The sequence below is a fragment of the Campylobacter sp. genome (genome assembly GCF_020024835.1).
Classification (GTDB): Bacteria; Campylobacterota; Campylobacteria; order Campylobacterales; family Campylobacteraceae; genus Campylobacter_D.
The window spans coordinates 1-6,174 of record NZ_JAHHTD010000055.1; the positions used below are offsets into that span (position 1 = coordinate 1).

Sequence of the window (6,174 nt, forward strand, 5' to 3'; positions counted from 1 at the left end):
CTATGGCAAGGCTATGGCAAGGCTATGGCAAGGCTATGGCAAGGCTATGGCAAGGCTATGGCAAGGCTATGGCAAGGAATTTGGAACTTTTTTTGCTTGTTTTTTGAAAAAATCTGCGGAGCTAAAAAATGAGAATAAGTAATCAATACACTTTCTACACCTCGATACAAAGTTACACAGAAGGTCAGTCTATGCTTAATAAATACAACCTTCAACTTCAAACTGGACAATTAATACAGCATTCTTTTGAAAATGCAAACACTTATATAAATGGTTCAAGGTTAGAATATGAAATGGCAAATATTAATCAAATTATTCAAGGGACGCAGTCTGCACAAGAAATTGCTAAAAATACAGACACAGCATTAAAAAATATTACCGAACTTTTAGAGAAATTTAAAGTTCTTTTGACAAAGGCAGCAAGCGATAGTAATGATTCAACATCAAGAGAGGCCATAGCAAAAGAATTAAAACTTGTAAAAGAATCTATAATCAATATAGCAAACACTAGTGTCAATGGACAATATCTTTTCGCAGGATCAAATACAGCCACAAAACCTTTTGATAAGTATGGAAATTATAATGGAAATAAAGATAATATTTTTGTTGTAAGTGGTTCAGGGACTGAAATACCTTATAATGTGCCTGGATGGGATTTATTTTTTAAACCAGATAATAACGTTAAAAAAGTCATTTCTACCAATGTATCTTTAGTGGATAACAGATACGATGTAAAAAATAGTCCTAGTGATAAAAAATACTTAACCTCAGATTCTAAATTTTCTCATCTTATAGGTCAAAATTATGTCGCAGGTGGTGGGCTTGATAAAGACAAGGATTTTGAATATCAAGATTCCAAACTTCCTTTTCCGCAATCTGCTATGTATGTTCAAGGTATAAAGCCTGATGGGACAAGTTTTAAAGCTACTTTAAATATAGGACCTGAAGATACACTTGGAGATGTTTTAGATAATATAGGAAAACTTTATGGTAATACAGATACCAATAAGCTTGTAGATGTAACGATGAATGATAGTGGGCAAATTGAGATTAAAAATTTAAAAGAAGGAGATAGCTCTTTAGATTTTCACGCTGTTGCTTTAACCCCGCAGGTTACAGATAAAGCACAGATTCAAGAATTACAAAATGCAGCTGCGGGTTTAACTCAAGATGAGCTTACTAATCTTATAATGCAACAAGCTGCCCCTAATGGAAATTTAAATAATATTACTAATCCAGTAACTATAGCTATTAATGGTCAAAATTTTACATTAAATATCCATCAAACAGATTTTATAAAAAGTGATATTAATGGCAATAAAACTACTGGAGAAAAATTTGATGTGCCTTTTGAAAAAGATGGCAATAAAGTCTTTGGAAATGTTTCTCAAGTCATCAAAGGGACAAGCCAATATGCAAATGATGAGACAAAATTAAGTGAAGTAATAGCCACTGATACTATGGTAGGTCAATCACTGCAAATGGATATCACTTCTAAAAGTGGTAGAACTTATAATGTAAATATAGATTTAGAAAATTCTCGTGTGAGTTACACCACTCCTGGTGGTGCGGCTATAACTTTTCCTATTGCTCATTCAAGATATAATGAAGCAAATGGAACTACAACAGGCGTTGTAACTGATCCTCAAGATATAACCTATAGACAACTAAATGATATCATAGGTATGTTTGCAAGTGATAATGTGCCAACTGCGACTATTAACGCAGTTAATGGCGTAGTTCCAGATGCTGGTTTTACAACTATCCAACAAAATATATCTAACTCAAAAGATTTTGTAGAAGTTAATATGGATTATAAAGGGAGAATTAGCATTAGTGATAAATTCTCAACTAATACAAACATAGGTTTGACTATAAAAGATACTAATTCAAATAGAGGTTTTCCACCATCAAATCCACCTGGGCAAGTAAATGCTGGATCAAATTTAATTTTTAGTGCTAATAATTCTTTAACTATAGATGATCCTAATGTGGATTTGATTAAAGATTTAGATGAGATGATAGATGCTGTTTTAAATGGCACTATGAGGGCAGATTCTGAGGGAAAAGATCCTAGAAATACTGGCTTACAAGGTGCATTAGCAAGGATTGATCACTTGCAAGATCATATAAGAAAAACACACACAACTATAGGTGCATACACAAATTCCATAGAAGAAACCAACAAAAGAATGACTTTTTTAAATGTGAATGTAGCTACTATTAAAAGTGGTGTAACTGATGCTGATTATGGGCAAACTTATATGCAATTTATGCAAGCAATGGTATCTTATCAAGCTATGCTTTCAGCAACAGCTAAAATTTCACAAATGAGTTTATTAAACTATATGTAAAATTTGATATAATAGCCCTTTTTATTTAAAGGATTTGTTATAAAAAAAGAGGCTATTTTCATCATTTTAAATCTTTTGATTTTATATTTTTGTTTTAGTGCTTTGATCCCTGAAAGGTCTTTAGTAGGTGTATTTGGGTATTTTTTAGTGCAATTTAGTTATTTTTTGTTTGGATCTTTGACTAAATTTTATCCTTTTACATTTTTTTGGTTTAATTATTTATTTTATAAGAATGATTATAAACTAGATTTTATAGAGCGAAGATATAGTGTTGCTGTGATTTCTTGCATTATAGCTTCATTGATTTTTAGTGCAATATTTCTACAAGATAAAGGATATATAGCCTCTATTATGTTTTTAATACTCAATGGACTTTTTGGAAAAATAGGTTCAGCTGTGTTGATAATATTGCTTTTATCTTTTGCTTTTAGTATAACTTATCCGCAAATTTTAAAAGAATTTTTTAAAATAGAAATTAATTTTGACTTTTATATAAAACTTGAAACATTGATTAAAAATAAGATTTTTGGATTTTTTGGCGGAGATAAATACCAAGATGAAACCAAAGAAGAGCAAGAAAAGCTTAAACAAGAATTGCTTATAAAAGAAAAAAAAGATGAAGAAGAATTAAAAAAAGAAAATTTGATTAAAGAAGAATCACTAGAAGAAAAGAAATTTAACTTAGATGAATTAAAAAATCAAAATTTAGATGAATTTGTGATAAATGATGATGAAAAAAAAATGAGCTCTAGTTTTGTATATGAGCTTTCTGAACCTGTGGCAAATTTTATGCAAAAAGCTAGTAAAACAAATACAAAGGAAGAAGAAATGACGCCTGAAGAATATTTATTAAAATACAAAAATAAAAGTGAGGATATATATACTCAAACTTTAAAAAGTAAAAATTTAGATGAACCAAGCTATAAAAGACGCAATATAGACATAGATGATGAAAAAGAAATTCAAGAAGAAGATACTTTTTTTGCTAAAGAATTAAAACAAAGAGAGGAAATGCTTAGAAAAGCTAGATTGTTTGAAGAGTATAAGGCCTTGCAAAAAGAAAAAATCTTAGAAGAATTAAATGAAGATTTTAAAAAAATAGAAGAATTAAACGCCATCGAAACGCAAAAAGAGATTGAATTTAATAAAATCAAAGATAAGACAAATTTCTTAGGTGTAAATGAGGTAAAAGAATTTAAAGATGAGGATTTTATCCCACAAAATGAAATTAAAGAACTTGATTTTAGCGAAGAAGCTTTTGAAAAACCTATAAGCATTGATGAGCTTAGAGCTAAAAAAGAAAATTTTAATTCTGATGAAAATATAGATAATTTAATTTCTAAAGAAGATTTTACCAAAGATAAAGAGCAAGTAAAAGAGAATTTATATCATCATTCTATAATAGATGGATTAAGTGAAAATAAAGCTTTGTTAAAAGAACTTGAATTTGGAGATTATGAAAAGCCACAAGATTTTATTTTACCGCCTTTAAATTTTTTATCTATGCCAAATGAAGGTAAAAATGAAATCAATGAAGAGGAAATTGATAGAAAAATATATGATTTATTAGAAAAATTAAGACGATTTAAAATTGGTGGAGATGTTGTTAGAACTTATACAGGCCCTGTTGTAACTACTTTTGAATTTAGACCTGCTGCTGATGTTAAAGTGAGTAAAATTTTATCTTTGCAAGATGATTTAGCAATGGCACTGAAAGCACAAACTATAAGAATTCAAGCACCAATTCCTGGTAAAGACGTAGTGGGTATAGAAGTTCCAAATGAAAAAATTGAAACGATTTATCTAAGAGAAGTATTAGAAAATGATATCTTTAAAAATTCAAGCTCTCCTTTGACTATAGCATTAGGAAAAGATATAGTGGGCAATCCTTTTGTTACAGATCTTAAAAAACTTCCTCATCTTTTAATAGCAGGAACCACAGGAAGTGGTAAAAGTGTGGGGATAAATTCTATGCTTTTATCTTTACTTTATAGAAATTCTCCAAAAACTTTAAGACTTATGATGATAGATCCTAAAATGCTTGAATTTAGTATCTATAATGACATACCACATTTGCTTACCCCAGTGATTACTGATCCAAAAAAGGCAGTTAATGCTTTATCTAATATGGTAGCTGAAATGGAAAGAAGATATCGTTTAATGGCAGAAGCAAAAACTAAAAATATTGAAAATTATAATGAAAAAATTAAAGAGCAAGGCGGAGAAATTTTGCCTTTTATTGTTGTGATTATCGATGAGCTTGCTGATTTAATGATGACAGCTGGAAAAGATGTGGAATTTTATATAGGTCGTTTAGCACAAATGGCAAGGGCAAGTGGTATTCATCTTATCGTTGCCACACAAAGACCTTCGGTTGATGTTGTTACTGGAGTTGTAAAAGCAAATTTACCAAGTAGAATTTCATATAAAGTAGGTCAAAAGATAGATTCTAAAGTTATACTTGATAGTATGGGTGCTGAAAGTTTATTAGGTAGAGGGGATTGTTTATTTACTCCACCTGGAATGAGCTCTCTTGTGCGTTTGCACGCTCCATATGCGAGTGAAAATGAAATAGAAAATATAGTGGAATTTTTAAAACAACAGCAAATTGTAGAGTATGATGAAAGTTTTTTAAAAGATGACAATTCTGATTTAGGCAATAGAAGAAGTGATTTTGATGATGGAGATTTAGATGAGCTTTATGAAGAAGCTAAAGCTATTATTTTAGAGGATAGAAAAACTAGTATTTCTTATGTGCAAAGACGTTTAAAAATAGGCTACAATCGTGCTGCTAATATAATAGAACAACTCACTCAAATGGGAGTTTTAAGTGAGCCTGATTCTAAAGGTCAAAGAGAAATTTTATAGTTAATTTTTTATTGCTTTATTGTGATCTTTGAGATTAGTTGAAAAAATATGCTTGTTTGTTTTTTTATCTCTAACAAAATATAAGTAATTGCTTTTTATAGGAAATATAGCAGCTTTTATAGCATCAAAGGATACATTACAAACAGCTTCTTTAGGAATTCCATTAAATTTATAAGTATTATAAGAGGTATTATCTTGTCGAATTCTTTGAGGAGTTATTTTTTCGTGTGAATATTTTCCATAATTTAAAGTCCCATCCATTTGTAATTTCATATCTTTTTTTAAACGATTTCTAATGACTGAGGATACTATGGGCATTTCTTGATTATTTGCTGCTTCTTTTTGTATGATCGATGCTATGATAATATAATCGTGCCATTTTTTTTCATTATACTCTCTAAATATTTTATAAGAGATTTTTTTAAATTCATTAGTAGAATAACTTAGTAAATATTGTATTAGAAGTTTTTCAGTAATTCCTTTTGGAAATTTATAAGTTTCTGGAAAAAGCATACCTTCTTTAAATGGACTTTGTTTTAAAAATTCTTGCATTAAAATTTTACTATCTAAATCAAGTTTTACGGCTAATTGCTCAAAAAATACTTCAGTTGTTTCACCAGGTATTAGTGTGATTGTTTCAAGTGCAGCTTTAGCAATAGTTAATTTATGCAAAAATTCAATTCTATTTAAAGGTGCTAAGCCTATATTAATCCAACCTGATTGAGGATGGCCTAAAAAATATAAAATATATTTGTCGATACTGCTCATTTTATAATTATTTTTATTTAATTGAGTTATAATCTTGCCAACAGAACCTTGTGGTATAAAAACCACAGAATTTGTTTTAATAGGCAAGAGTAAGTAATAGAAAATGGATAAAATAAAAATTAAAATTAAATCACAACTAATTAAAAAAATTCTGAAATTTTTAGCTTTACCTATAATATTATTC

Annotated in this window: 3 protein-coding genes; 2 read left to right on the forward strand and 1 reads right to left on the reverse strand. The window is 29.3% G+C overall.

Annotated features, from left to right (window positions below):
* The first annotated feature begins 128 nt into the window (after positions 1 to 128).
* Both flgL and QZ429_RS07250 read left to right on the forward strand, forming a co-directional pair.
* The gene (gene flgL, locus QZ429_RS07245; protein WP_291953269.1) at positions 129 to 2,354 is read left to right on the forward strand and encodes a flagellar hook-associated protein FlgL; all 2,226 of its coding nucleotides are present in this window, start codon (positions 129 to 131) and stop codon (positions 2,352 to 2,354) included.
* A gap of 147 nt (positions 2,355 to 2,501) precedes the next feature.
* Positions 2,502 to 5,222 carry a DNA translocase FtsK gene (locus QZ429_RS07250; RefSeq protein ID WP_291953271.1) on the forward strand — a complete coding sequence of 907 codons (2,721 nt, stop codon included), beginning with the start codon at positions 2,502 to 2,504 and terminating at the stop codon, positions 5,220 to 5,222.
* Here QZ429_RS07250 and mltG read toward each other — a convergent pair whose 3' ends face one another.
* Complete coding sequence (mltG, locus tag QZ429_RS07255; RefSeq protein WP_291953273.1) at positions 5,223 to 6,167, reverse strand: endolytic transglycosylase MltG; 945 nt, start codon at positions 6,165 to 6,167, stop codon at positions 5,223 to 5,225. It abuts the gene before it with no gap.
* Between the last annotated feature and the right edge of the window lie 7 nt (positions 6,168 to 6,174).